Consider the following 23,722-nt stretch of genomic DNA (forward strand, 5'->3'; position numbering starts at 1 on the left):
TGTTCGGCTCATAGATCGCGCTGGTGCCCGAAAGGGCTTAAAATGGGAATGCGGTGCGGGAGCCAATCCCAAATCCGCAGCTGTCCCTGCAACTGTGAGCGGTGAGCGAGGTGCCATCGTCGGCCGACCTTCGGGTAGGCGGACAGTCACTGGGAAGGCCTTAGGGCCCCCGGGAAGGCCGTGCACCAAGCTGTGACCCGCGAGCCAGGAGACCTGCCAACGCACCGGTCGCTCTTGCCTTGATCCAGGGGATGGTCACGGCACGGTTTCTCTCCGTCTGAGCGACGAACGATGCGGCGGGTGCCGCACGGTTGCGTGACAACGGGTGCCTTTGGCGCCCGCCCGTCGTCGCGCGCCGGCCGTTCGGCAATCGAACGGTAAGCCCCGCCACCGCTGCTCAGGTGCCGGGAGAGTCCCGATGAAGGCCATTGCTGTCGATCCGTCCGCTGCCCGGCGGAGTGCTTGCGCATGAGCAGGATACCGACGACCGTCATCACCGGCTTCCTGGGGGCGGGAAAGACGACGCTGATCCGGCATCTCCTGGAGAATGCCAAAGGTCGCCGGCTCGCGCTGATCGTCAACGAATTTGGTGATGTCGGAGTCGACGGCGAACTGCTCCGCGGCTGCAACGAAGAGGCCTGTCCCGAGGACGACATCGTCGAGCTGGCCAATGGCTGCATCTGCTGCACCGTCGCCGACGATTTCCTGCCGACGATGCTGAAGCTGCTCGATCGCCCCAACCCGCCCGAGCATATCATCATCGAAACCTCCGGCCTGGCCCTGCCCAAGCCGCTGGTAAAGGCGTTCCAGTGGCCCGACATCCGCACCCGCGCGACCGTCGACGGCGTGCTCGCCGTGATCGACGCCGACGCGGTGTCGGCGGGACGCTTCGCGAGTGACGAGGCGGCCTTGGCGCTCGCCCGTGCCGCCGATCCGACACTCGACCATGACAGCCCGCTCGAAGAGCTGTTCGAGGACCAGCTCGCCTGTGCCGACCTGGTCATTCTCAACAAGGCCGACCTGGTCGACACTGGCAAGCTCGGCCAGATCGAAAACGATATTTCGGCAGATACGCGCAGCGGCGTGAAGGTCATCCGGGCCAGTCATGGCGCGGTCGATATCGGGGTTCTGCTGGGCCTGGTCGCTGGCGCCGAGGATGATCTCGACACCCGCCCGTCGCATCATGACGCCGACCCCGATCATGATCATGACGATTTCGACAGCTTCGTACTGAAGGGCGGCGATATCGATCGGATCGAGCCGCTCCTGGCCGCCATGTCCGAGATCATCGAGACGCATGACATATTGCGGATCAAGGGCCTTGTCTCGGTCGCCGGCAAGCCGGCCCGGATGGTCATCCAGGCGGTCGGCCCGCGCATCCAGCATCATTATGATCGAAGCTGGAAAGCCGAGGAGGTCCGTCAGTCACAGCTCGTCGTGATCGGTCAGAAAGGTATCGATCAGCCAGCGATAGAGGCAGCGTTGCTGGCATTGCTGAACGGCGCCAGCGCCTGATGCATCTTCTGGCCGCCACACCCGGGACGGTTTCGAACGGCGACGAGGCGATCGATCTCGCCCAGTCGCCGGGCGAGATCATAGTCCTGACGATGGCGGACAGTGATCTGGCATGCTTTTCGCGGGCGGCCGAAGCGCTTGGTGACGGGGCGCCGTCGATCCGGCTCGTCAACCTGCTCCAGCTCAGGCACCCCTATTCGGTCGACCTCTATGTCGAGAAGGTGATCGCGCATGCGAAGTTCGTCTGCGTGGTGCTGCTCGGCGGCAAGGCCTATTGGCCTTATGGCGTCGACGAGATCGCGCGCGTGGCGCGCGAGCGAGGAATCGCCTTCGTGGCGATCGCCGACGGCCGCGAGCCCGACCCGACGCTCGATGCAGCTTCGACCTTGCCCGACGACATTCGCGAACGACTGCGCGCCTATCTGCGGCAGGGCGGGGTCACGAATGCGACGAACTTCCTGCGCCACGCCGCGCAGCTGATTGGGCTCGATGCGGGGCGGCCCGATGATCCGATCCCGGTCGCCGATGCCGGCTTGCATCTGCACGGGCATGAGCGGCCGTCGCTCGATGATGTGCGGGCCCGCTGGGTGGTGGGGCGGCCGGTCGCACTGGTCACCTTCTATCGGGCGTTGACCATCGCCGGCACGCTTGAGGCGGTGGACGCGCTGGTCTCTGCGCTTGAGGCGCGAGCGCTCAACGTAGTCGCGGTCTATGTCCGGTCCTTGCGCGAGCCCTTCGCGATCGACTGGTTGCGCGGCGTGATCGGAGAGACCGCCCCGGATGTGATCCTCAACGCGACATCGTTCGCCGCGTCGTCACCCGGCGATGATCGCCTGGGCGCCGTGCTCGAGCAGGCCGATTGCCCGATCCTGCAGACCGTCTTCGCCGGGGTCGAGGAAGGCGCCTGGCGTGACAGCGCCCGTGGTCTCGGCGTGCGCGATCTGGCGATGAATGTCGCGCTGCCCGAGGTCGACGGCCGGCTGTTCACCCGCGCCATCGCCTTCAAGGCGTCCGAGCGGTTCGACACGCGTACCGAATGCGGCATCGTCGTTCCAAGGATTGCGCCGGATCGGGTCGCCTTCGTCGCCGATCTTGCGTCCGGCTGGGCCCGGCTGCGGCGAACCCCCGCCGCCGACCGGAGGATCGCGCTGATCCTCGCCAACTATCCCAATCGCGATGGCCGCATCGGCAATGGCGTGGGCCTCGATACGCCCGCAAGTGCCGGCGCGATCCTCGGCGCGCTGCGCCAGGCGGGCTATGATGTGGGCGATGCGCCAGGGGATGGCGCGGCGCTGATGCCGATCATGCTGGGGGGCGTGACCAACGCGCTCGACTCGATCGACCGGCCCGGCGAGATCGCCCTGTCGCTCGCCGACTATCATGCGGCCTTCGGTGCGCTGCCCGAAGCCGTAAGGAAGGCGGTCTCCGAGCGCTGGGGCATGCCCATGTCGGACCCATTCATCCGCGACGGTGCTTTCCGCCTGGCGGTCCACCGCTTCGGCAATGTCGCAGTCGCGGTCCAGCCGGCGCGCGGTTACAATATCGATCCGAAGACCAGCTATCATGACCCGGCGCTGGTTCCGCCGCACGGCTATCTGGCGTTCCATTTCTGGGTGAACCGCCATTTTGGGGCACATGCGGTTGTCCATGTCGGCAAGCACGGCAATCTCGAATGGCTGCCCGGCAAGGCGCTGGCGCTGTCCGAGGCCTGTTTTCCCGAGGTCTGCGCGGGCCCGGTGCCGCAGCTCTATCCCTTCATCGTCAACGATCCGGGCGAGGGAACCCAGGCGAAAAGACGGATCGGCGCGGCGATCATCGATCACCTGACTCCGCCGCTGACGCGCGCCGAGAGCTATGGCCCTCTCAAGCAGCTCGAGGCGCTGGTCGACGAATATTATCTCGCGGCCGGCATGGATCCGCGCCGTATCCACCATCTCAAGGGCGAGATCCTGAACCTCGCGCGCTCGCAGGGGCTCGACACCGATGCCGGTGCGATAGGCGATGGCGACGATGCGCTGGCCGCACTCGACAACTATCTGTGCGAGCTCAAGGAAATGCAGATCCGTGATGGACTGCATGTGTTCACGGAATCTCCCGTGGGCCGGTTGCGCACCGATCTTCTGATCGCCCTGTCGCGGACGCCGCGTGGCTACGACCTGCCTGGCCAGGCCTCGCTGCTGCGTGCTCTTGCCGATGATCTGGGGCTCGGTTTCGATCCGCTCGATTGCCGGATGAGCGATCCGTGGGAGGGGGGCAGGCCCGTAGAGCTCGAAGAGCTTTCGGAGGACCTCTGGCGTACGCTGGGCGACACGGTCGAGCGGCTGGAACTGCTGGCTATCGCCCTGGTCGAGGGGCGGCCCGCTCCCGGCCCGGCATCCGAAGCCGTGATGGATATGGTACTGGGAGATCTGTCGCGTCGGGTCGATGCGTGCGGAACCGCCGAACGGAACGCGCTCCTCGCCGGGCTCGATGGCCGCTTCATTCGCCCCGGGCCTTCCGGCGCGCCCACACGGGGACGCCCCGATGTGCTGCCGACCGGCCGCAATTTCTACTCGGTCGACACGCGATCGGTGCCGACCGCCACGGCATGGGAGTTGGGCCAGCGTTCGGCGCAGCTGCTGGTAGAGGATTACCTCCAGCAGGAAGGCGAATATCCCAGGGCGATGGCGCTAAGCGCCTGGGGCACGGCCAACATGCGGACTGGCGGCGATGACATCGCTCAGGCGCTCGCCCTGATGGGCGTTCGGCCGCGCTGGGACTGGACGTCGGGCCGGGTGATCGGATTCGAGGTGATGAAGGTCACCGAGCTGGGCCGTCCACGCGTGGATGTCACCTTCAGGGTCTCGGGCTTCTTCCGCGATGCCTTTCCCGAGCAGATCGACCTGATGGACTCTGCCGCCCGGGCGGTGATGGCGCTGGACGAGCCGGCCGAGGACAATCCCGCCGCCGCGCGCTATCGCGAGGAGACCGCACGGTTGATCGCGGAGGGCGGCGATCCCAAGGCCTCGGCGCTGCGCGCGGGCTATCGCGTCTATGGCTCGAAGCCGGGGGCCTATGGTGCCGGTCTCCAGGCGATGATCGACGAGAAGGTGTGGCACGACCGCGCCGATCTCGCGAACGTCTATCTCGACTGGGGCAGCTACGCCTATGGCTCCGGCGTCGAGGGCGATGCCGAGCGCGCGCTGTTCAGCGAGCGGCTGAGCCAGGCCGATGCCGTTGTCCAGAACCAGGACAATCGCGAGCACGACCTGCTCGACAGCGACGACTATTACCAGTTCGAGGGTGGGATCGCCGCCGCCGTCGAGCATCTGAAGGGCAGGCGGCCGCGCTCCTACCACAATGACCACAGCCGCCCGGAACGCCCGGTCATCCGCACGCTGGAGGACGAGATCGGCCGGGTGGTCCGCGCCCGCGTCACCAACCCCAAATGGATCGCGGGCGTGATGCGCCACGGCTATAAGGGTGCGTTCGAGATCGCGGCCTCGGTCGACTATCTCTTCGCCTTCGCCGCGACCACCCATGCCGTTCGCGATCACCACTTCGACGCTGTCCACGCAGCCTTCATCGAGGACGAGAGGGTTCGCGCCTTCATGGCCGAGGCCAATCCCGCCGCCTTGCGTGAAACCGCCGCCCGTCTCGCCGAGGCGCTCGACCGCGGCATGTGGAAACCCAAATCCAACAGTGCGGGCATCTTGCTCGCCCAGCTCCAGGGAGCCTGACGATGAAGGAACGCACCGCAGAGCAACATGCCGAGAAGATGAAGAAGAAGCAGGCCGCCCATGACAGGATCGTCGCATCGAAGACGATCGAGAAGGGCCTGCTGATCGTCAACACCGGCAAGGGGAAAGGCAAGACCACCGCAGCGCTCGGCATGGTCGTCCGCGCGATCGGGCATGGAAAGAAGGTCGGCGTCGTCCAGTTCGTGAAGGGCGCGATGACGACCGGCGAGAAGGTCGTTTTCGATGCCTTTCCCGACCAGATCGAGTTCAAGCCGATGGGCGAAGGCTTCACCTGGAACACCCAGGATCGCGCCCGCGACATGGCGATGGCGCGCAGCGCGTGGGACGAGGTCAAGCGCATGATAGCCGATCCGAGCTACGAGATGGTGCTCGCGGACGAGTTGAACATCGTCCTCCGCTACGACTATCTGCCGCTCGACGAAGTGCTCGAAGTACTCGCGGCCAGGCCCGCGATGACCCATGTTCTCGTCACTGGCCGCAATGCGCCCGACGCGATGATCGAGGCCGCCGATCTCGTTACCGAGATGACGCTGATCAAGCATCCTTTCCGCGAGCAGGGCGTCAAGGCGCAGGCAGGCATCGAATTCTGATGATTGCCCGCGCGGCGCCCAGCCCGGACGATCCGACGGCCGCCTCGATCGAGGCGCCTGCCTTGCGCATGGTGCCGACCGGCCATGGTGGGAAGGCTTGCGTTACCAGGAAAGGGAAAGGCGGAGCCGGCAGAGCCGCGCCTCTCGGACGGCCTATGTCAGCGTGCGCGGGTGGGAGTCTGCTGCGCGGCGACCACCTGCTCCGCAAGGCTGCGTGCTGCCTCGACATAGGCTGGCCCGCCGCAGACCGTCCACGCCTGCGGAAGCCGAATGCGCGGAATGTCTCTGAGGGCGGGATGGTGAAGCATTTCGGTACCCTGGTCTCGTACCCGCTCGGTCGCGCTCTCGACGATCAGATAATCGGGATGAGCCGCGACCAGTTGCTCGATGGAGAGCTGCGAGAGTGCGGGCTTGCCGAGCTTGCCGGCCAGGTTGATCAGCCCGACGCGCTGCATCAAGTCGTCGATCAGGGTACCGGTTCCCGTCATGTACCCGCGCCGCTGATAATAAGCGGCGACCCGGCCGCTACGGACGCGGGGCAGAGCGGCAAGTTCCGCGTTCATCCGTCGGATCATGGCCTCGCCACGTTCGCGATGGCCGACGGCCGCAGCCACATCGCGGATCTGGCCGATGATCGCATCGTAGCTCTCGGCCGGGGACAGATCGAGCGTAGGATAGTGCTGCTTCGCGATCGCCGCCCGCGTCCCGTTGCGCCGGCCGGGTGCTGCGACGATCAGATCGGGTTCGAGCGCGATCACATCCTCAGCCGAGCCGCGTGTCATCGGCATATGGGTAGCGGCGCGTGCGCCAGCCGACATGTCCGGATCGCGCGCGAACCTCGTCAGCGCCGTGATCTGGCCGGGATCGGCCAGCGCCAGCAGATATTGGTCGGCGCACAGATTGAGCGAGACGATCCGTTTCGGCGGCGCCGCCGACTTCGGCAAAGGCGCCGTGGCCCCAACGCAGGCAAATGCTGCAACCGCAAACAGGAGTTTTCGCATGGCTAGGTTTTAATCGATCGACACATGGTGACTCACCCCATGAACAAGACGGCCCCGGGACACAAGCGTGACGGGGTGACCGATCCAAAGCGAGGTCCTTTTCCGTGAATATCGCCCGAAGACATGACCTTCTCGTACCGGGATTGATCGCTATTCTCATGCTCGCCGCGACACTGTCATTGCTGATCGGCACCGCGCCGATCGGGCAGGCGCGTCTGCTCGCGGCGCTCGGCGGCCATGGTGACCGGATCGCCGAAACCATCCTGTTCGAACTGCGCCTTCCCCGCATGCTGCTGGGCCTTGCCGTCGGCGCGATGCTCGGTCTCGCTGGTGCCGCGCTCCAGGGCTATCTGCGCAATCCGCTGGCCGAGCCCTCGGTGCTCGGCGCGTCCAACGCCTCGTCGCTGGGTGCGGTCGGGGCGCTTTATTTCGGCTTGGCCGATCTTCATCCGGCGGTGCTTCCGGTCCTCGCGATCCTGACCGGCCTCGCCGCGCTGTTCCTGCTGTTCGCGCTGGCCGGCCGCTCGGAAAGCCCGCTGACCCTGGTGCTGGCCGGCATTGCTGTCGCGACATTGGCTGTCGCGGGAATCAGCCTCGCCCTGAACCTGTCGCCCAACCCGTTTGCCGCGATGGAGATCACCACTTGGCTGCTCGGGTCCCTCGAGAACCGATCCTTCAGCCACATCTGGCTGGCATTGCCCTGTATCGCGGTCGGAACGGTGCTGTTGATAATCGACGGTCGCACGCTCGATGCACTGACCCTCGGTGAAGACAATGCGCGCGCACTTGGCGCCGACCTTCGCAAGACGCGGCTGCGCTTGCTGATCGGCGTCGCGATCGGGGTCGGCGGCGCGGTCGCCGTATCGGGGGCGATAGGCTTCGTCGGGCTGATCGTGCCGCATCTGGTCCGCCCGTTCACCGACCGATCGCCCTCCGCGATCCTGCTGCCGTCGGCGCTGGCGGGTGCCGCGCTGCTGATGCTGGCGGATGTCGGCGTCCGCCTGGTCCCGACCAGCAATGAGCTCAAGCTGAGCGTGGTCACTGCCATCATGGGTGTTCCGGTCTTCCTCTTCCACCTCCTCCGGGAGAAGCGCATATGGTGAAGATCCAGATCGAAGCGGCGTCTGTTTCGATCGGCCGCCGGGCCGTGCTGCAGGACGTCAGCGCGACCTTCGAGGGTGGCTCGCTGATCGGGATCATCGGCCCCAATGGCGCTGGCAAGTCCACGCTTGCGCGGGCGATCCTCGGCCTTCTTCCCGTCGCCTCGGGCCACATTCGTATCGACGATCGGGATGTCGCGACGATGGACCGACCGACTTTGGCTCGGACCATCGCCTATCTGTCGCAAGGCCAGACTTTGCATTGGCCCTTGTCGGTCGAGCGGTTGGTGGCCTTGGGGCGGCTGCCCTATCTGGCACCGTTGTCACGGCTGTTGCCGGAAGATGCCGCAGCGATCGACCGGGCGATCCAGCTCGCCGACGTCGGCGGGCTCCGCCAGCGGATCGCGACCGAGCTGTCCGGCGGCGAGCGAGCCCGGGCGCTGCTTGCGCGCGCGCTGGCGGTCGAGGCCCCGGCGCTCGTGGTCGACGAGCCGCTGGCCTCGCTCGACCCGGGCCACCAGCTCGAGGTCATGGACCTGCTGAAGCGGCAGGCCGGTTCCGGCACGCTGGTCATCGCGATACTCCACGATCTCACCCTGGCGGCGCGCTATTGCGATCGCTTGCTTCTGCTCGGGCAGGGGCACCTGATCGCCGACGGCACGCCGGCTGACGTCCTGACCGAAGACCGCCTGGCATCGGTCTATGGCATCACCGCATCGATCGACCGCACGAGCGCCAACCCCGTCATCATTCCGCTGAGCCGCATCTGATGCGCCGCTCGCGATCCTCTGCTCAAGGGCTCGTCTGCCAGCGCGTCCCTCGGCCGCGCAATACAGGCGGCAACGGCAGTGCCCCGGGGGTCCGGAGAGCGCCAGAGATCATCGGGAAGACCAGCCAATATCGGCCCTTAGACCGAGGCACGCGCTTGCCGGTCGAGACTACGTCCCTTCAATTTCTCAATTCAGCGGAAGGAGTTTGCGATGCACATCGAGCCTGGAGTCGTCAGTAGTGCCAAGATCGTTCTGAGTTATGCGACGGCGGTGTCCGCATTCGGCCTTGCCGGCAAGCTGGCCCTTGACAGCATTAGGCAAAATGGCGGGATCGGCAGCCTGCTGGCACGCAGTGTGATCACCACCGCACTTGTCCTCGGCTTCTTTCAGTTCCTGCCCCATCATCCCGTCGGCGTATCCGAGGTGCATCTGATCCTCGGGTCGACGCTTCTCCTGATCTTCGGCCCTGGCGCTGCGGCGATCGGGCTCGCCGCGGGGCTGCTGATGCAGGGCATGCTGTTCGCGCCGGCCGATCTGCCGCAATATGGGATGAACGTCACGACGGTGCTGGTGCCGCTGTGGGGAATCAGCCGCCTCGCGAACAGGATCGTTCCGGCCGGCACTGCCTATGTCGATCTCGACTACCGTCAGGCGCTGTCCCTATCGATGGCCTATCAGGGCGGAATTGTCGCCTGGGTCGCTTTCTGGGTGCTCTACGGGCAAGGATTTGGCGCTGCCACGATGGCCAGCATCGGCACCTTCGGACTGGCCTATATGAGCGTCGTCCTGATCGAGCCGGTGATCGATCTCGCCGTTCTGGCGGGAGCCAAGGCCGGCAGACGCCTGACCATGGGATCGCTCTTCAACATCCGGCTGCATCAACCGGCCTGACGCGGGCGCCTTTGCGCCTGCGGACCTGCAATACGGGGGGCGACGGTTTTTGCCGACAGGCTTGAACCTCGCCCCCACCAAGGCGAGGCATAGTGCTCTACACCGGATGCTTTTCACCCGGCCGATCCAGCCCCTTCAACAGGAGATCGACGATCTCCGCGGCTAGCTTTTCCGGGCTCTCGGCGCCGTCCGGCTTGTACCAGCGGGCGGGCCAGTTGATCGCGCCGGCCACCGTGAAAGCGGCGATCTTCACGTCGACCGGCGCGATCGACCCGTCCTCGACCGCCTGCGCGATCAGCCCGCGCAATTCGCCATCGATCTCGCGCTTCATCGCGCGATAGCGCGGCAGGCTTTCGGCCGACAGCGCCTCCTCTCCCGTCCGGATAACGCAGCGGCCGAAATCGTTCATGTTGATCTCGGCATAGCGCCGCAGGAATTTCGCCAGCCGGTCGCGCCCCGTTCCCGGTTCCGCGCGGGCCTGTGCCGCCGCCTCGAGCAACTGTTCGAGCCCGATCGTCAGGCACTCCAGCAGCACCTGATCCTTGCTCGACAGATAATGATAGATGGTGCGCTTGGACACGCCCAGGCTCGCCGCGACATCGTCGAGCGAGGTCGCGAAGAAGCCCTTCTCGTTGAACATCCGTACTGCGGCCCTGAGCACTGCGGCGCGCTTGGCCGCGCGGTCGGCCAGCCTCTGCTCGGCCGAACGAAAAGGGGTCACGTCTTCCATGCGCGGGCTGATTGACACCAAACCCGAAGATGCGCAATACACTCATGAGTGCATATTAATCTCATAAGTTTCTTGAGGAGCTGAGCATGGACGTTCGGGGTATCGCCGCAATCGTGACGGGGGGCGCCTCCGGGCTCGGCGGAGCGACAGCCGAACGCCTTGCCACGGCGGGCGCGAAGGTCACCATCTTCGACCTCAACCATGATCTGGCCCGCAGCCGTGCGGCCGCGATCGGCGGCCATTTCGCCGTGGTCGACGTGACCGACGAGAAGGCCGTCGAGGATGCGATCGCCGAGGCCGAAGGCCTGCACGGCAAGGCGCGCATCCTGGTCAACTGCGCCGGCATCGGTCCGCCCGCCAAGGTGATCGGCCGCGACGGCTCGGCGCTGCCCCTGCCCGACTTCTCGAAGATCATCACGGTCAACCTGCTGGGCAGCTTCAATACGCTGTCGAAGTTCGCGGCGCGCATCCACGACGCCGATCCGATCGGCCCGGACGGCGAACGCGGCGTCATCGTCAACACTGCCTCGGTCGCGGCCTATGACGGGCAGATCGGCCAGGCCGCCTATGCCGCATCGAAAGGCGGCATCGTCGGCATGACCCTGCCCATCGCGCGCGAGTTCGCCCGCTACGGTATCCGCGTGATGACGGTCGCGCCGGGCATCTTCTGGACCCCGCTCCTCGCGACACTGCCGCAGGAGGCGCAGGACTCGCTGGGCCGGCAGGTGCCCTTCCCCAGCCGCCTCGGCCAGCCGACCGAGTTCGCGCAGCTGGTCGAAAGCATCGTCCAGAACCCCATGCTCAATGGCGAAACGATCCGCCTCGACGGAGCGATCCGGATGGCGCCGCGATGAACGATGCCGGCCCCGTCCGCCTGTCGATCGCCGACGGCGTCGCGCGGGTCACGCTGAACCGGCCAGAAGCCGGCAATGCGGTCGACATGCGCCTGGCGCAGGCCCTGCTGGATATCGCCACCCGATGCGAGGAGGACGACGCCATAAGATGCGTCTTGCTGTCGGGTGAAGGCCGGCTGTTCTGCGCGGGCGGCGATCTCGGCGCCTTTCGCGCGGCCGGCGACAAGGTGGATGTGTTTCTCGAGGAACTCGCGACCACGCTGCATGCCGCTATCGAACGCTTCGCCCTTATGGCCAAACCGCTGCTCGTCCTCGTCAACGGGCCGGCGGCGGGTGCAGGGCTGAGCCTCGCTATCGCGGGCGACGTGGTGCTGTGCGCGCGATCGGCGCATTTCACGGCCGCTTATGGAGCCCTCGGCCTGACGCCCGATGGCGGGATGAGCTGGCTGCTTCCGCGCCTCGTCGGCCTGCGCAAGGCGCAGGAAATCATCCTGACGAACAGGCGGGTCGGCGCGGACGAAGCCGAGCGCATCGGCCTCGTCACCCGGACGGTCGACGACGACCGGCTCGCCGAGGAAGGCCTGGCTGCAGCGAAAGCGCTGGCGGCCTCGGCGCGCGCCGCGCTGGGTGCCGCCCGCGCCCTGCTGCGCGACAGCTTCCAGACCGACCTGCAATCCCAGCTGGCCAGCGAGACGCGCACGATCACGCGTGCCGGCGGCTCGCCCGAATGTCGCGAGGGGCTCGCCGCCTACCTCGCCAAGCGCATCCCTGATTTCAAAGGAGCATGACCATGGCCGAAGCCTATGTCGTCGATGTCGTCAGAACTGCGGGTGGACGCCGCAATGGAAAACTGGCGGGCTGGCACCCGGCCGATATGGCAGGCGTCGTGCTCGACGCGCTCGCCGCCCGCACCAGCGTCGACCCGGTCGCGATCGAGGACGTCATCCTCGGTTGCGTCACCCAGGCGGGCGAGCAGGCCTTTGCCTTCGCGCGCAACGCCGTGCTCGCGTCCGGCCTGCCCCAGAGCGTGCCAGCCGTGACGATCGACCGCCAGTGCGGCTCGTCGCAGCAGGCGGTGCAATTCGCGGCGCAGGCGGTGATGTCCGGCATGCAGGACGTGGTCATCGCGGCGGGCGCGGAGAGCATGAGCCGCGTGCCGATGTTCTCGAACGTGTCACTGCATGAAAAGACGGGGATCGGCACCGGCCCGATCAGCCCGCGCATCCGGCAGCGTTATGGCGTCGACAATTTCAGCCAGTTCGATGGCGCCGAAATGCTCGCCGCCAAATATGGCTTCGACCGCGAGACGCTCGACCGCTTCGCCCTGGAGAGCCACTTGCGGGCCGCTGCCGCCACCGAGGCCGGGGCCTTCCGCGACGAGATCGTACCGCTCGACGTCGACGGCGTCCCGCATCTGGTCGACGAGGGCATCCGCGCGGGTGCCACGCTGGAGGGCATCGCCTCGGTCAAGCTGCTCCGCGAGGGCGGGGTCATCTCCGCCGCCAATGCCAGCCAGATTTGCGACGGCGCCTCGGCCGCGCTGATCGTGTCGGAACGCGCGCTGAAGACCTATGGTCTGACGCCGATAGCACGACTGGTAAACATGACTGTCTCGGCCGGCGATCCGGTGATCATGCTGGAAGAGCCGATCCCCGCGACGCGCAAGGCGCTCGACCGCGCGGGCCTTTCGATCGACCAGATCGACCTCTATGAGGTGAACGAGGCCTTCGCCCCGGTCCCGCTCGCCTGGCTCAAAGCCCTCGACGCGGATCCCGCCAAGCTCAACGTCAACGGCGGAGCCATTGCGCTCGGCCACCCGCTCGGCGCCAGCGGGACCAAGCTGCTCGCGACCCTCGTCCATGCGCTGCGGGCACGTGGCCTGCGCTACGGCCTGCAGACGATGTGCGAAGGCGGCGGCATCGCCAACGTCACTATCGTGGAGGCGCTGTGATGGCGATCCGCACCCGCTTCACCGAAGCGTTCGGCATAGAGCATCCGATCGTCCAGGGCGGGATGATGTGGGTCGGCAGGGCCGAACTGGCTGCGGCCGTCTCCAACGCCGGGGGCCTGGGCATGCTGACCGCGCTGACGCAGCCGACCCCGGACGAGCTGCGCCGGGAAATCGAGCGCTGCCGCCGCATGACCGACAAGCCCTTCGGCGTGAACCTGACCATCCTCCCGTCGGTCACTCCGCCGCCCTATGCCGACTATCGGCGCGCGATCATCGAGGAGGGCGTGCGGATCGTCGAGACGGCCGGCCACAAGCCTCAGGAGCATATCGACGATCTGAAGGCGCATGGCATCAAGGTGATCCACAAATGCACCGCGGTTCGCCATGCCGCCTCCGCCGAGCGCATGGGCGCCGATGCGATCTCGATCGACGGCTTCGAATGTGCCGGCCATCCCGGTGAGGACGATGTGCCGGGGCTGGTGCTGATCCCCGCCGCCGCCGACCGGATCACGATCCCGATGATCGCCAGCGGTGGTTTCGGCGACGGACGCGGGCTCGCCGCCGCGCTCGCCCTGGGCGCCGACGGCGTGAACATGGGCACACGCTTCTGCGCGACGGTCGAAGCGCCGATCCACGACCGGATCAAGCGGTTCCTGCTCGACAATGACGAGCGGTCGACCAACCTGATCTTCCGCCGCTTCCACAACACCGGCCGGGTCGCGAAGAACAGCGTGTCCGATCGGGTCGTCGAGATCAGCAGCCGGCCGGACGCGACCTTCGAGGACATCAGGCCGCTGGTGTCGGGCGCGCTCGGCCGCGTCGCGCTTGAAACCGGCGATCTCGATGCCGGTCTCGTCTGGGCGGGACAGATCCAGGGGCTTATCCACGATATCCCCACCTGCCAGGAGCTCGTCACGCGCATGGTCCGGGATGCCGAGGCGATCATCACAGAGCGGCTCGCCGGGATGCTCGCGGCATGATCGAGCAGCCCGTTATCGTCGAGCGGGACGGCCGCCTCACCATCATCACCATCAACCGCCCCGCTGCCCGCAACGCACTCGACGCAAGCGCCCAGCGTGCCATGGCGGCGGCATTCGACGCCTTCGAGACCGATGACGAGCAATGGGTCGCGATCGTCACCGGCGCCGGAGACAAAGCCTTCTGCGCGGGTCACGACCTGAAACAGCAGGCGGCGAGCGGCGACATGTTCACGCCCGAATCCGGCTTTGGGGGGCTCACTATGCGAGAAGGTCTCACCAAGCCGGTGATCGCGGCGGTGAACGGCCCTGCCTTTGGCGGAGGCTTCGAAATCGTGCTGGCGGCCGACATCGTCGTCGCAGCCTCGACCACCTTCTTCGCTCTCCCCGAGCCCCGCGTCGGGCTCGCCGCGCTGGCGGGCGGCATCCAGCGCCTGCCCCAGATCGTGGGGCGAACGCGCGCCATGGGCATTTTGCTGACCGGGCGCCGCGTGCCTGCGGCGGAGGCACTCGAGATCGGCATCGTCAACGAGGTCACCGATGGCGATGTCCTCACCGCCGCGCGGGGCTGGGCGGACCAGATCCTCGCCTGCAGCCCGATGTCGATCCGCGCGACCAAGGAATCTGTCCGGCGGAGCGCTAGGCTGGCAACGGCCGACGCGATCCGCGAGCAATGGCAATGGCCGGCGATGGCGGCGATGCTGGGCTCGGAAGACTTCGTCGAGGGCCCGCGCGCCTTTGCCGAGAAGCGCGAACCCACGTGGCGGGGTCGCTGAGCGCGGCCCCGGCGGCGAGGCTCAGGCGGCGTCCCCGCCCCTGAGCTCGTCGATCAGCCGCCGCTTCATCATCTTGCCGGTCGCCTCGCGCGGCAGTTCGGCGCGGAACAGGAACTGCCGCGGGGTCTTCACCCCGCCCAGCTGCTCGCGCGCGAAGCGGGTCAGCTCAGCCGCCAGCTCCGCATGATCTGCTGCAGCATCGGCCGGCTGGACGACGGCGACGACCCGCTCGCCCATTTCCTCGTCGGGCAGGCCGATCACCGCGATGTCGGCCACCGCCGGATGCGTCGTCAGGCGGTTCTCGATCTCCTGCGGATAGATGTTCACACCGCCCGATATGATCATGAAGCTCTTGCGGTCGGTGAGGTAGAGATAGCCGTCCCCGTCGACATGGCCGATGTCGCCGAGCGTCGCCCAGCCCTGCGGGCTATGCGCCTGCGCGGTCTTCGCGGGATCGTTATGGTAGGAGAAGGCGGGACCATCGGAGAAATAGACCCCGCCGGTCTCGCCGACCGGCAGTTCGGTTCCTTCCTCGTCGAGAATGTGGATCGTGCCGAGCACGGCGCGTCCGACCGAGCCGGGTTTCGCCAGCCATTGCTCGGCCGACAGCGCGGTGATGCCGCAGCACTCGGTCCCCGAATAATATTCGTGGACGATCGGCCCCCACCAGTCGATCATTGCCTGCTTGACCGGTGCGGGACAGGGTGCCGCAGCATGAACGACTGCGCGCAGCGACGACAGGTCATAGCCGTTCCGCACCGTGTCGGGCAGCCGCAGCAGCCGCACGAAATGCGTCGGAACCCAGGTCGCGTGGGTTATCCGATACCGTTCAATCAGCCGCAGCGCCTCCTCCGGATCGAACTTCTCCATGACGACCACGCAACCGCCAAGGCGGTGGATCGTCATCGCCCAGCGCAGCGGGGCTGCGTGATAGAGCGGCGAAGTCGACAGATAGACGCAATCCTCGCCCATGCCGTACAGCGCGGTGCCCATCCCCATCAGCGGCGTCGGAGCGTCGATCGGCCCCTCCGGCAGTGCGGGCTTGACCCCCTTGGGTCGACCGGTGGTGCCCGAGGAATAGAGCATGTCTGCGCCGGCGCTCTCGTCCGCTACCGGGCTCGACGGCAGATCGGCACAGGCTTCGCGCCAGGACGCAATCCCCAGTGCTGGCTGGTCGAACAGGAAGGCCTGCACGTCCGCCAATTCATTGCGTAGACCGGCGACCACCGACACGAGACGGTCGGAGGCGATCAACAGCCGCGCGCCGGAGTCGTGCAGGATATAGGCGACATCCGCGGGGCTCAGCCGGGTCGATATGCTGGTGAGATACAGGCCCGTCCGCTGGGCGGCCCAGCCGATGTCGAACAGCATCGCGTCGTTGTCCGCCATCACCGCGATCACGTCCCCGCGTCGCAGGCCGAGCCGGCGCAGCAGATGTGCGCCCCGATTGGCGGCGGCATCGAGCGCGGCATAGCTGATGGTCTCGCCGCTCTCGGCCATGATGACGGCCGGCGAAGCGGGCTTGCTCGCGGCGAAATGTGAGGGATGCATGGGACGCCTCTCCGTAGGGTGTGCGGCGTCCCGAGGCACGCGCGCTTATCGCGATCGCAAAAGCATCACCCGGTCCCCGCGAGGCAATATGGCGCGCAAGAAATGTCAAAAGCGGCGTCATTGCCATGTAAAGCCAGCGCGGGCGTCTTCCCCTACATCAGCGTCAGGACCAACGGCCGGAACAGGCCGGATCAACATGGAGGAGAGGTCTATGCGCACTGCTTTCCGGACATTGTCCCTGCCCGCCTTTCTGGCCGCCGGCATTTCGATCGCCACGGTCGCCCAGGCCCAGACCTCTGCACCTCAGGCGGCGGATGCGTCGGTGACCGAGGATGTCGCCGACATCGTGGTGACCGCGCAGCGCCGCTCGCAGTCGCTGCTGACCGTCCCGCTCGCCATTTCCGCGCTGAACGGCGACACGTTGCAGAACAAGGGCATCAGCAATTCGGCCAATCTGGCGACGGCGGTGCCGAACCTGCAGGTCAGCAGCCCCTATGGCAGCACCCAGCCCAATTTCTCGCTGCGCGGCATTTCGGTCGCGAACGAATATAACAGCAACCAGGCATCCCCGGTCGGCGTCTATATCGACGACGTCTATATCGCCGCGCGCACCAGCCACGGCATGGGCCTGTTCGACCTTGATCGCGTCGAGGTGCTGCGCGGGCCGCAGGGCACGTTGTTCGGGCGCAACACCACGGGCGGCGCGATCAATTTCGTGACCCGCGCGCCGAAGCTCGAGGGCAGCAACGGCTATTTCGAGGCAGGCTACGGCAATTTCGACACCTTCCGTGCCCAGGGCGCGGTCGAGACGACCATCGTCGAGGACCAGGTCGGCGTCCGCGTCGCCGGCAATTACGAAAAGGGTGACGGTCAGATCCGCAACGTGGCCGCAGGCGGCCGCGATGCGAACAGCGTCGACACGCTCCAGGGCCGTTTCTACCTGCGCGCCAAGCCGGGCAATGGCGGGCTCGACATCAAGATCCGCGCCTATGCGGGCCGTGATCGCGGAACCCAGGCCGGCGTGCACGGCCTGACCGGGCCCGCCACGCCGGGCCAGGGCTTCTTCAAGGTCGACGAGAACCGGATCGGCGACAACCGCACCGACGCCTGGGGCGTCGCGGCGAACGTCGCGCTGGAACTGACACCCGAAATCACGCTGACCTCGATCACCTCCTATGACGGCGGCAAGCAGAATCTTCAGCAGGCGGCCGACGGCTCCCCGCTCGACGTGCTCGACATCAACTGGCGGTCCAACTTCCGCCAGTTCAGCGAGGAAGCGCGGATCAACTACGAGGGCGAGAAGCTTAAGCTGGTCGGCGGCGCCTTCTATGGCTGGGACCGCACGATCACCGACAACCGTTTCAACATCGGCAGCGCCCTCGGGCCGGGCGTGAACGGCGGCTTCTTCCAGCATTACCGCCAGACCCGCCGCTCCTACGCCGCCTTCCTCCAGGGCGACTACGACCTGACCGACAAGTTGGTCCTGACGCTGGGCGCCCGCTACACCTGGGATCGCGCGCGCTATAGCGACGGCTTCGCCTATCTCTTCGCCGGCAACATCGGCGGCGCGGAAACCCCGCTCGCCTCGACCGTGCCCTGCACCGGCGTGCCCGGCACCTGCGCCTACAATCCCGCCGCCCGCTATGCGATCTCCGGGCGCAACAACGCTCTCACCGGTCGCGTGGCGCTCAGCTACACGCTCGACAGCGGTACGCTGCTCTATGCCAGCTACAGCCGTGGCTATCGCTCCGGCGCGTTCAACGGCGGCGGCTACACCTCATCGGTCGGCATCACCTACATCGATCCGGAACGGGTCAACGCCTATGAAGCGGGCATCAAGGGCCGCTTCCTCGACAACGCGCTGACACTGTCGGCCGCCGGCTTCTACTATGACTATAGCAACCAGCAGGTGCAGGACACCCGCCCCGGTCCGGTGTCCTTCCTGGTCAATGCGCCCAAGTCGGAAGTCTATGGCGGCGAGGTCGAAGCCACCTATCGCGTCGTGCGCGGCTTCGTGATCAACGCCTCGGCCGGCTATCTCAGCGCGAAGTACAAGACGCTCACGCTGCAGAACACCGATTTGTCGGGCAATTCGCTGCCTTTCGCCCCGCGCTGGACGGCGACGCTCGGCGCCGACTGGACGCTCTTCGACAATGGCACCGACAGCGTGACCTTCTCGCCGGTGATGAACTATTTCAGCCGGCAATATTTCTCGCCGTTCAACGCGACCAACGCGACGGGAACGGGCCAGATCAATTCGGAGCTGCAGCAGGGCGGCTATGCGAAGGTCAATGCCTCGCTCGCCTGGACCCATGGACCGGTGCAGGTTCGCGGCTGGATCAACAATGCGTTCAACCGCAAGATCTATACCTATGGCCTCGATCTGCGCGGGGCCGGCTTCCCTTATAATTTCCTGATCCCGGGCACGCCGCGCACCTTCGGCGTCGGCGCCCGCTACAGCTTCTGACCGGCCGGTGAGCGTCCCCGTGGCCACGACCACCGCCCCTGCGGATCTCAAGGATCCGGACCTCTATCTCGACCGGGTGCCGCACGACCTGTTCGATCGCCTCCGGCGGGAAAGTCCGGTCCATTGGAATCCGGAGAGCGATGGTCCCGGCTTCTGGGCGCTCACCCGCTATGCCGACATAGTCGAGGTGTCGAAAAATCCCCGGCTCTTCTCGTCGGCCTATGAGAATGGCGGGCACAGGATCTTCAACGAGAATGAAGTGGGGCTGACCGGAGCGGGCGAGTCCGCGATCGGTATCCCCTTCATTTCGGTCGATCCGCCGCTCCATACCCAATATCGCAAGTTCATCATGCCGGCGGTCGCGCCGGGTCGGCTCGCCGGCATCGAGCAACGCGTGCGCGAACGCTGCGAAGCGCTGATCGCGCGCATCCCGCTCGGCGAGACGGTCGATATCGTCCCGCTGCTCTCCGCGCCGCTGCCGCTGCTCACCCTGTGCGAGCTGTTCGACCTGCCGTCGGACATGTGGGTCGATCTCTACCACTGGACCAACGCCTTCGTCGGCGAGGACGATCCCGACTTCCGCCAGTCGCCCGAGGCGATGGCGAAGATCATGGGCGAGTTCCTCGCTTTCGCCCAGCGCCTGTTCGAGGAACGACGGGCAGCGCCCGGACAGGATCTCGCCACGCTGCTGGCGACGATGGAAGTGGACGGCGCGCCCGTGTCCTTCCGCGAATTCCTGGGCAATCTGATACTCGCCCTGGTCGGCGCGAACGAGACGACGCGCAACTCGATCAGCCACAGCATCGCGGCCTTCTCCGACAGTCCGGGGCAGTGGGAGGCGATCCGCCAGGACCCCGACCTGCTCAAGACCGGCGTGCGCGAAATGGTGCGCCATGCCAGCCCGGTCATGCACATGCGGCGCACCGCCACCGCCGACACCGAGATCGGCGGGCAGAAGCTGCGCAAGGGCGACAAGGTGGTCATGTGGTACATCGCCGCCAATCGCGACGAGACTGTCTTCGCCGACCCGCACCGCTTCGACGTCACGCGGGGCAACATTCAGCATCTCGGCTTCGGCAGCGGACAGCATGTCTGCGTCGGTTCGCGCCTTGCCGAGATGCAGCTGCGCGTAGCCTTTGGCCTCCTCGCCTCGCATGTTAAATCCTTCGAGGTGGCGCAGCCGCCGCGTCGTTTCCGGTCCAATTTCATCAACGGCCTGAAAAATCTCGACGTGAGGCTGACACCCGCCTGAGGAGGGGAGAGGTCGACGATGACGAGCCAGAGCTGGCACGACGAGGACATCATTGCGGATGCCCTGGGCCGCGCCCCCGATATCGAGCTGGGCAACGAACATGGCCGCTGGAGGCTGTGTCGCTGGCGGCAGTTCGTCGGCAGCTACACCCTGCCCGCTTTGCCCGATCCGATGTTCGTCGTGCACATTGCCGGCAAGCCCAATGTGCGGACCTGGGAGCGCGACGGCTGGAGCGAGACCGCGTCGCTGCCGGGTTGCGCCACCATCGTTCCTTCCGGCCAGCCGACCGGCTGGCTGGTCGACGGCGAGCTCGACGTCGTGACCCTCAGCGTCGCATCCAACGATTTGCAGCGGGCGCCCGCGCTCGATCAGTTCAAGCGGATGCGCTTCGCCTTTTCGGACCCGCTCGGCGTCGCTCTGACACGCCAGGTTCTGGGCGAACTCTACGCACCGCACACGGCGGAGCGCGACGTCTATGTCAGCGCGCTGGTCGATGCGTTGAAGGCCCACATGCTGCGGGGTCCCGTCGCCTCCGGCAAGACCGAGATACCGACCGCCGCCTTCTCCTCCTATCGCATCCACCACATCATGAACGCGATCCTCGAGCGGCCCGAAGCCGATCACAGCCTGGAGGCGATGGCCGCGCAGGCCGGCGTCACGCCGACCCATTTCTGCCGGATCTTCAAGAAGGCGACCGGCGTCAGCCCGCATCAATATGTCATGCGCGCGCGGCTCGACCGGGCGCGCCAGATGCTCGAGCAGTCGGACACGCCGCTCGCCACGATCGCAGAGGGGCTGGGCTTCACCAGCCAGAGCCATTTCACCCGCGCTTTCCGCCAGTTTGCGGGCGAGACGCCCAGCGACTTTCGCCGACGCCGATAGGAGAATAAAGAGTGGCAACCATCCAGGGTTTCGAAGATCTGCGTCTCCCCGCGCTGGAGTTGACCGCCGCAGGCGATCGGCTGCCGACGAGCGGAGCCATGGCGGATATCGACCCCTGCACCGGCGAGACTTTCGCCGAGATCGCATGCGCCGATGCGGCTCAGGTCGACCAGATCGTCCGCGCCGCCGAACGCGCCCTGCACGCGCCCGGCTGGAAAGATCTGTCACCGCTGGCGCGCGAGCGGCTGCTGCACCGCTTTGCGGACGCGATCGAAGCCGATCTGCCGCGCCTCGCCGCACTTGAATCGCTGGATACCGGCAAGCCGATCTCGGTCACCGAAGCGCTCGACATCCCCGTCGCGATCAACTGGCTGCGCGTCTATGCCGGCTGGCCGACCAAGCTCGCCGGTCGCGCGGGCACTTTGTCGACCACGCCCGGCGACTATCATGTCTATTCGCGGCGCGAACCGGTTGGCGTCGTCGCCGCGATCACGCCGTGGAACTTCCCGATCGTACTGGCGATGTGGAAGATTGCGCCGGCGCTGGCCGCAGGCTGCACCGTGGTGCTGAAGCCCGCTCCCGAAAGTCCGCTGACCGCGCTGCGGCTGGTCGAACTTGCGCGACAGGCCGGCCTGCCCGAAGGCGTCTTGTCGGTCGTAACCGGCGACGCCGCGACGGGCGCGGCCCTCGTCGATCATCCGGCTATCGCCAAAGTCGCCTTCACCGGCTCGACAGCGACCGGCCAGTCGATCCTCGCCGCGTCGGTGCCATCGCTCAAGCGCGTCACCCTCGAACTGGGCGGCAAGTCGCCCTCGATCCTCTGCGCCGACGCCGATCTGGATCAGGCGATCCCGCAACTGGCGATGGGCTGCTTCTTCAACAGCGGGCAGGTCTGCTATGCAGGCACGCGCCTCTATGTGCACCGGTCGATCCAGGACCGGGTGATCGATGGCATCCTCGCCTTCGGCGCCGGCCAGCGGCTCGGCCCGAGCGCGGATCGGTCGAGCACCATGGGCCCGCTGATCAGCGCGCGCCAGCATCAGCGCGTCTCCGCCTTCGTCGATCGCGCGCGCGCCGCCGGCATCGAGACGCTGGCGGCCGATGTGGCGATGCCCTCATCCGGCTTCTATGTCGCGCCGACCGTGCTCCGGGACGTGCCCCCCGATGCGGAGATCGCGCGCCAGGAGGTGTTCGGTCCGGTGCTCGTCACCGCGCCCTTCGACGATGTCGAGGAGGCTGTCGCCCTCGCAAATGACAGCGATTATGGTCTGGCCGCCCATGTCTTCACCCGTGACCTGTCGACCGCGCATCGCACCGCCGCCAAGCTTCAGGCCGGCACCGTCTTCGTCAATTGCGTGCTGCTGGCCGACCCGGCCTTTCCGTTCGGTGGCATGAAAATGTCGGGCATCGGCCGCGAAAATGGCTCCGAGGTGCTCGACGCCTATCTCGAACCCAAGTCCGTCATCGTCTCGCTATGACCCTCTCTCCCGCCCATTGAGGACATCCATGAAGACCATCGCCGCAATCGCCCGCGAACCCCATGCCCCCTTCTCCATCGAGCCGATCGAGATCGAATCGCCGCGCGCCGGCGAAGTGCTGGTGCGGATTGCGGGCGTGGGCCTGTGCCACACCGACCTGATCACGCGCGACCAGTTCATCCCCATCCCGCTCCCGGCCGTGCTGGGCCATGAAGGGTCGGGCGTAGTCGAGGCCGTCGGCGCGGGCGTGACCAAGGTCGCCCCCGGCGACCGCGTGGTCCTCAGCTTCGCCAGCTGTGGCCATTGCGCGCGATGCGAGGAGCATTACCCCTCCTATTGCCGCGACTTCCCGGTTCTGAACTATGCCGGCGGCCGCCCGGACGGCAGCTCGGGGCTCAGCATCGACGGCAAATCGCTCTCCTCCAACTTCTTCGGCCAGTCCTCCTTCGCCGGCCATGCGCTCGCCAGCGAACGCAATGTGGTGAAGGTCGAGGGCGACGATCTTCAGATCGAACTGCTCGGCCCCCTGGGCTGCGGCTTCCAGACCGGCGCAGGTGGCGTGATGCGGTCGCTCGCCTGCCCGACGGGATCGAGCATCGCGATCTTCGGCGGCGGCCCCGTCGGCCTCGCCGCCGTGATGGGAGCCGTCATCCAGGGATGCGCCACGATCATTCTGGTCGAGCCGGTCGAAGCCCGCCGCCGCATCGCGCAGGAGCTCGGCGCGACCCATGTGATCGACCCGATGCAGGGCGACATCAGCGCCGCCATTCGCGCGGTCCTTCCCGAAGGCGTCGACTTCGCCTTTGAATCGAGCGGACGCGAGACCGTGGTCGAGGCAGCGCTGGCCAGCCTCGCCAGCCGAGGCATGCTGGGACTGGTCGGCGTACCGTCCAGCCCGGAGAGCAGCCTGTCGGTCAACCTCGCCTCGCTGATCACCTATGGCCATCGGATCATAGGCATCATCGAGGGCGACAGCGATCTGGACGGCTTCATCCCCGAACTGGTCGCCCTCCATCGCGCCGGCCGCTTCCCGTTCGACCGCCTCATCTCCACCTATCCGCTCGCCGACATCAATCGCGCGATCGGCGAACAGGCCGCCGGCCAGTGCATCAAGGCGGTGCTGATCCCCTGATCGGGCGGCCGGCAGCGCGCCTTTTGGGCGGCTATAGGTCTTCGTATCGTACGGCTATGCAAGCA

19 protein-coding genes and 1 riboswitch are annotated in these 23,722 nt (G+C 66.6%); of the genes, 16 read left to right on the top strand and 3 right to left on the bottom strand.

Annotation, left to right across the window (positions count from 1 at the left end; genetic code table 11):
- Positions 1–4: 4 nt before the first annotated feature.
- Positions 5–235, top strand: a riboswitch (cobalamin riboswitch).
- 233 nt (positions 236–468) lie between these two features.
- From cobW to cobO, 3 genes are read left to right on the top strand one after another with little or no spacing between them, the layout of a single operon-like run.
- Complete coding sequence (gene cobW / locus G6P88_RS10055) at positions 469–1,515, top strand: cobalamin biosynthesis protein CobW (protein WP_165323032.1); 1,047 nt, start codon at positions 469–471, stop codon at positions 1,513–1,515.
- Positions 1,515–5,234, top strand: coding sequence for a cobaltochelatase subunit CobN (cobN, locus tag G6P88_RS10060; RefSeq protein ID WP_165323033.1), 3,720 nt, complete (start codon positions 1,515–1,517; stop codon positions 5,232–5,234). The genes cobW and cobN overlap by 1 nt, the downstream gene beginning before the upstream one ends.
- Positions 5,235–5,236: 2 nt before the next feature.
- A complete protein-coding gene (gene cobO / locus G6P88_RS10065; RefSeq protein ID WP_165323034.1) occupies positions 5,237–5,845 on the top strand; it encodes a cob(I)yrinic acid a,c-diamide adenosyltransferase in 609 nt (202 codons plus the stop codon).
- 158 nt (positions 5,846–6,003) lie between these two features.
- Here cobO and G6P88_RS10070 read toward each other — a convergent pair whose 3' ends face one another.
- Positions 6,004–6,846, bottom strand: coding sequence for an ABC transporter substrate-binding protein (locus G6P88_RS10070; protein WP_165323035.1), 843 nt, complete (start codon positions 6,844–6,846; stop codon positions 6,004–6,006).
- Positions 6,847–7,004: 158 nt separating this feature from the next.
- On the opposite strand from G6P88_RS10070, the gene G6P88_RS10075 reads away from it, so the two are divergent.
- The 3 genes from G6P88_RS10075 to G6P88_RS10085 all read left to right on the top strand — a co-directional run bounded on the left by G6P88_RS10075 (position 7,005) and on the right by G6P88_RS10085 (position 9,607).
- Positions 7,005–7,949 (top strand): FecCD family ABC transporter permease, encoded by a 945-nt coding sequence (locus G6P88_RS10075; RefSeq protein WP_165325101.1) that lies wholly within the window; start codon positions 7,005–7,007, stop codon positions 7,947–7,949.
- Positions 7,943–8,716 (top strand): ABC transporter ATP-binding protein, encoded by a 774-nt coding sequence (locus tag G6P88_RS10080; RefSeq protein ID WP_165323036.1) that lies wholly within the window; start codon positions 7,943–7,945, stop codon positions 8,714–8,716. Before G6P88_RS10075 ends, G6P88_RS10080 begins: the two co-directional genes overlap by 7 nt.
- Before the next feature lie 210 nt (positions 8,717–8,926).
- On the top strand, positions 8,927–9,607 hold the full coding sequence (locus tag G6P88_RS10085; RefSeq protein ID WP_165323037.1) for an energy-coupling factor ABC transporter permease: 681 nt from the start codon (positions 8,927–8,929) through the stop codon (positions 9,605–9,607).
- Positions 9,608–9,704: 97 nt separating this feature from the next.
- Here the strand turns inward: G6P88_RS10085 and G6P88_RS10090 are convergent, their stop codons facing one another.
- Positions 9,705–10,337, bottom strand: coding sequence for a TetR/AcrR family transcriptional regulator (locus G6P88_RS10090; protein WP_165323038.1), 633 nt, complete (start codon positions 10,335–10,337; stop codon positions 9,705–9,707).
- 86 nt (positions 10,338–10,423) lie between these two features.
- On the opposite strand from G6P88_RS10090, the gene G6P88_RS10095 reads away from it, so the two are divergent.
- Genes G6P88_RS10095 through G6P88_RS10115 form a run of 5 tightly spaced genes read left to right on the top strand, consistent with a single transcriptional unit; the run spans position 10,424 to position 14,895 of the window.
- Positions 10,424–11,191, top strand: a complete 768-nt coding sequence (locus tag G6P88_RS10095) for an SDR family NAD(P)-dependent oxidoreductase (RefSeq protein ID WP_165323039.1) — start codon at positions 10,424–10,426, stop codon at positions 11,189–11,191.
- Positions 11,188–11,979: an enoyl-CoA hydratase/isomerase family protein gene (locus tag G6P88_RS10100; protein ID WP_165323040.1), complete on the top strand. Its 792-nt coding sequence runs from the start codon at positions 11,188–11,190 to the stop codon at positions 11,977–11,979. Before G6P88_RS10095 ends, G6P88_RS10100 begins: the two co-directional genes overlap by 4 nt.
- A gap of 2 nt (positions 11,980–11,981) precedes the next feature.
- The gene (locus tag G6P88_RS10105) at positions 11,982–13,142 is read left to right on the top strand and encodes an acetyl-CoA C-acetyltransferase (protein WP_165325103.1); all 1,161 of its coding nucleotides are present in this window, start codon (positions 11,982–11,984) and stop codon (positions 13,140–13,142) included.
- Complete coding sequence (locus G6P88_RS10110) at positions 13,142–14,122, top strand: NAD(P)H-dependent flavin oxidoreductase (RefSeq protein ID WP_165323041.1); 981 nt, start codon at positions 13,142–13,144, stop codon at positions 14,120–14,122. Before G6P88_RS10105 ends, G6P88_RS10110 begins: the two co-directional genes overlap by 1 nt.
- A complete protein-coding gene (locus G6P88_RS10115) occupies positions 14,119–14,895 on the top strand; it encodes an enoyl-CoA hydratase-related protein (RefSeq protein ID WP_165323042.1) in 777 nt (258 codons plus the stop codon). Before G6P88_RS10110 ends, G6P88_RS10115 begins: the two co-directional genes overlap by 4 nt.
- A 21-nt stretch (positions 14,896–14,916) precedes the next feature.
- Here the strand turns inward: G6P88_RS10115 and G6P88_RS10120 are convergent, their stop codons facing one another.
- The gene (locus G6P88_RS10120) at positions 14,917–16,446 is read right to left on the bottom strand and encodes an acyl-CoA synthetase (protein ID WP_165323043.1); all 1,530 of its coding nucleotides are present in this window, start codon (positions 16,444–16,446) and stop codon (positions 14,917–14,919) included.
- A gap of 211 nt (positions 16,447–16,657) precedes the next feature.
- Here G6P88_RS10120 and G6P88_RS10125 point away from each other — a divergent pair, with 211 nt between their 5' ends.
- The 5 genes from G6P88_RS10125 to G6P88_RS10145 are packed head-to-tail and all read left to right on the top strand — an operon-like array spanning position 16,658 to position 23,657.
- Positions 16,658–18,913: a TonB-dependent receptor gene (locus G6P88_RS10125; protein WP_226946509.1), complete on the top strand. Its 2,256-nt coding sequence runs from the start codon at positions 16,658–16,660 to the stop codon at positions 18,911–18,913.
- A gap of 19 nt (positions 18,914–18,932) precedes the next feature.
- Positions 18,933–20,165, top strand: coding sequence for a cytochrome P450 (locus G6P88_RS10130; protein ID WP_165325105.1), 1,233 nt, complete (start codon positions 18,933–18,935; stop codon positions 20,163–20,165).
- 18 nt (positions 20,166–20,183) lie between these two features.
- Positions 20,184–21,047 (top strand): helix-turn-helix domain-containing protein, encoded by an 864-nt coding sequence (locus G6P88_RS10135; RefSeq protein WP_165323045.1) that lies wholly within the window; start codon positions 20,184–20,186, stop codon positions 21,045–21,047.
- 11 nt (positions 21,048–21,058) lie between these two features.
- Positions 21,059–22,525, top strand: coding sequence for an aldehyde dehydrogenase family protein (locus G6P88_RS10140; RefSeq protein WP_226946510.1), 1,467 nt, complete (start codon positions 21,059–21,061; stop codon positions 22,523–22,525).
- 28 nt (positions 22,526–22,553) lie between these two features.
- Positions 22,554–23,657 (top strand): NAD(P)-dependent alcohol dehydrogenase, encoded by a 1,104-nt coding sequence (locus G6P88_RS10145; protein WP_165323046.1) that lies wholly within the window; start codon positions 22,554–22,556, stop codon positions 23,655–23,657.
- Positions 23,658–23,722 lie beyond the last annotated feature (65 nt).

It is taken from the genome of Rhizorhabdus phycosphaerae (assembly GCF_011044255.1).
GTDB classification, from domain to species: Bacteria; Pseudomonadota; Alphaproteobacteria; order Sphingomonadales; family Sphingomonadaceae; genus Rhizorhabdus; species Rhizorhabdus phycosphaerae.

Bases quoted from the DNA above. Each gene is read 5' to 3' on its own strand.
- cobW (WP_165323032.1), top strand. From the start codon at position 469: ATGAGCAGGATACCGACGACCGTCATCACCGGCTTCCTGGGGGCGGGA.
- cobN (WP_165323033.1), top strand. From the start codon at position 1,515: ATGCATCTTCTGGCCGCCACACCCGGGACGGTTTCGAACGGCGACGAG.
- cobO (WP_165323034.1), top strand. From the start codon at position 5,237: ATGAAGGAACGCACCGCAGAGCAACATGCCGAGAAGATGAAGAAGAAG.
- G6P88_RS10070 (WP_165323035.1), bottom strand. From the start codon at position 6,846: ATGCGAAAACTCCTGTTTGCGGTTGCAGCATTTGCCTGCGTTGGGGCC.
- G6P88_RS10075 (WP_165325101.1), top strand. From the start codon at position 7,005: ATGCTCGCCGCGACACTGTCATTGCTGATCGGCACCGCGCCGATCGGG.
- G6P88_RS10080 (WP_165323036.1), top strand. From the start codon at position 7,943: ATGGTGAAGATCCAGATCGAAGCGGCGTCTGTTTCGATCGGCCGCCGG.
- G6P88_RS10085 (WP_165323037.1), top strand. From the start codon at position 8,927: ATGCACATCGAGCCTGGAGTCGTCAGTAGTGCCAAGATCGTTCTGAGT.
- G6P88_RS10090 (WP_165323038.1), bottom strand. From the start codon at position 10,337: ATGGAAGACGTGACCCCTTTTCGTTCGGCCGAGCAGAGGCTGGCCGAC.
- G6P88_RS10095 (WP_165323039.1), top strand. From the start codon at position 10,424: ATGGACGTTCGGGGTATCGCCGCAATCGTGACGGGGGGCGCCTCCGGG.
- G6P88_RS10100 (WP_165323040.1), top strand. From the start codon at position 11,188: ATGAACGATGCCGGCCCCGTCCGCCTGTCGATCGCCGACGGCGTCGCG.
- G6P88_RS10105 (WP_165325103.1), top strand. From the start codon at position 11,982: ATGGCCGAAGCCTATGTCGTCGATGTCGTCAGAACTGCGGGTGGACGC.
- G6P88_RS10110 (WP_165323041.1), top strand. From the start codon at position 13,142: ATGGCGATCCGCACCCGCTTCACCGAAGCGTTCGGCATAGAGCATCCG.
- G6P88_RS10115 (WP_165323042.1), top strand. From the start codon at position 14,119: ATGATCGAGCAGCCCGTTATCGTCGAGCGGGACGGCCGCCTCACCATC.
- G6P88_RS10120 (WP_165323043.1), bottom strand. From the start codon at position 16,446: ATGCATCCCTCACATTTCGCCGCGAGCAAGCCCGCTTCGCCGGCCGTC.
- G6P88_RS10125 (WP_226946509.1), top strand. From the start codon at position 16,658: ATGCGCACTGCTTTCCGGACATTGTCCCTGCCCGCCTTTCTGGCCGCC.
- G6P88_RS10135 (WP_165323045.1), top strand. From the start codon at position 20,184: ATGACGAGCCAGAGCTGGCACGACGAGGACATCATTGCGGATGCCCTG.
- G6P88_RS10145 (WP_165323046.1), top strand. From the start codon at position 22,554: ATGAAGACCATCGCCGCAATCGCCCGCGAACCCCATGCCCCCTTCTCC.